Origin of the sequence: Mesorhizobium sp. M1A.F.Ca.IN.020.06.1.1 (genome assembly GCF_004023265.1) — a bacterium.
Classification (GTDB): domain Bacteria; phylum Pseudomonadota; class Alphaproteobacteria; order Rhizobiales; family Rhizobiaceae; genus Mesorhizobium.
Genome location: NZ_RZSR01001042.1, coordinates 1 through 2,004, shown reverse-complemented (window position 1 = coordinate 2,004; position 2,004 = coordinate 1). Strand labels below are relative to the sequence as shown.

The 2,004-nt window shown below is 65.2% G+C and carries 3 protein-coding genes; all 3 read right to left on the bottom strand.

Annotated elements, in window-relative coordinates:
* Positions 1–53: 53 nt before the first annotated feature.
* On the bottom strand, positions 54–434 hold the full coding sequence (locus EOA60_RS30680) for a phage tail assembly protein (RefSeq protein ID WP_127335094.1): 381 nt from the start codon (positions 432–434) through the stop codon (positions 54–56).
* Entirely contained in the window at positions 434–967 is a 534-nt protein-coding gene (locus EOA60_RS30675; protein ID WP_127335095.1) for a phage major tail tube protein, read from the bottom strand. The genes EOA60_RS30680 and EOA60_RS30675 overlap by 1 nt, the downstream gene beginning before the upstream one ends.
* A gap of 131 nt (positions 968–1,098) precedes the next feature.
* On the bottom strand, positions 1,099–2,004 hold a 906-nt coding region (locus EOA60_RS30670), incomplete at its 5' end, for a phage tail sheath C-terminal domain-containing protein (protein ID WP_348632737.1).

Genomic DNA, 2,004 nt, shown 5'->3' with positions numbered 1-2,004 from the left:
GCCCGACACGCGGTCGAGCAGGCTGACGATCAGCTCCGCCGACATCCTGGCCATCAGGCGTCATCCTTCGCAGCTGCAAAGACGAACTCCGGCACGAGCTGATGGAAGATTTCCATCAAGGCCTCCGCGTCATTCCAGACGAGCTTCTTGAGCGCCGCCGCCGGCAGGCCGCAGAGCCGGGCGAGCAGATCGCGGTTGCTGATCTCGGCATTCGACCAGTCGTCGATGTCTTCGAGAAACGGCGGCCGCATCCGGATGCGCATGAGGCGTTCACCATTGAGCGTGATCGGGAGCCGCAATGTCAGGGACCGGTAGTCAGCGTCCGCGAGTTCGGTCTCCACCTGTGCCTCGTCGTGCGCGCCCGCACCGATTGCGACGGGCGCAGCTTCGTCGATCCCGGTCATGAATTGCTCGATCGCGTTCTTGTCGACCATTATTCGATCCCGAGCAGCACGCGGGCCTTGCCCAGTTCATCGACGCCGAACTGGCGGCGGCGGGTGGTGAAATAGTCCCAGTAGAACCATTCCTCGTTGTCGACCGAGAGCTCGTAGTGCGTCACCTCGCCGATCTGGTGATCATGGCCGAAAGCCGAGGCGCGGTCGAAGGCGTCGGGCGCGATGCGGCTGACGATGCCGCGGATGACCGTCTTCGCCTGGAAGGCGTCGCCGGTCTGCTTGTTCTTCAAGACGCCGTAGCCGGTGAAGTTCAGCGGCTGGTTGGTGCCGACGCCCATGGCGCGATAGCTCGACTTGGCGAAGCCGGCGAGCTTGAAGGTCGGCTGCAGCGCCTTGATGGCGTTCATGCCGAACTCGACCTCGCCGGGCGCGCCGCCGCCGAGATGGGCAACGGTCACCTGCTCCAGCGTCGGGAGCCCGAGCGACTGGAGCTTGATGTGGTTCGAATCTTCCGGGTCTTGGTCGCCGACGAAGAGGTTGACCTGTTCGAGCAGCAGCAGTTTCTCGGCCATGACTGGCGTTCCTTTTGAGAGGTTTCAGAGTGTACGGGCGAAGCCCGCAAGCCCGACTGGGCGTCGCGGCTCGTGCCGCGCCCCGCCGGAGCCGCAGGCGGCAAAGCCGCCGGTGCGCGGCGTGAGGCAGATCAAGAAACGAGATTTTGGCGAGCCAAAAGCTCGTCGATCGTCGCCTGCAGGGCCGGTGCATAGGGACGGCTGGTCATGGTCAGGCGGCGGAACACCGGCGCTTCCTCGAATTGCGCGTCGATATAGATATGGCCGGAGCGCAGATCCTGCGCGTTGTTCAATTCCGGATCGAAGCGGCACTTGAAGCCGAGGATGTCGCCGTTCGCCTCGGCCTTGGCGAGGATGTCGTGCACGGTGTTGACCACCGACTGGATCGTCTGCGTGGTCAGGTTGAACTTGCCCAGGAACTGGCGCAGCGTGCGCAGGCAGGTCAGCTCGATGAAGTCGCGGCCGCGCACCTTGTGATATTGCTGCCAGATCGTCTGGTCCGACAGATTGTCGGTGCCGATATAGACGAAGCCGCCATCGGCGATGGCGAAGTCGTCGCCGCTGTCGCCGCGCGCGATGATGCCGCCTTGGGCGGCCAGGATTTCCTGTCCTTCCGTCGAGCCGTCGGTGAGCGAGAAGCGGTAGTTTTGCTCCGGCCCGACGATGCCGTAAAGCGCCTGGTTGGCCCAGGAGCGGAATGGCCGGCCGTCATTCTCATAGTCGCGGCGCACGGCGACGCCGGCGACACGAGGCGCGGCGGGGCGGGTTACGACATCGCCGGACGCGTCGAGGCGCTTGATGCCGGGCGTCACCGGGATCAGACGGTCGGACGACAGCGTCTCGCGCCACTGTGTGAAGGCGGCAAGGCCGTTCGGCCCATCGACGATCGCCACGGCGAGGATCTTGTTCAGCACCTCGGGCAGCGCCGCGCAGACGGCGTTGGCGAGTTCCTCGACTTCTGCCGTCGAGGTCGGCAGCACCTTGCCGGCGTCGACGCCGCCGCCGCTCAACGTCTCCTTCAGCGGCGGGGGAAGGGA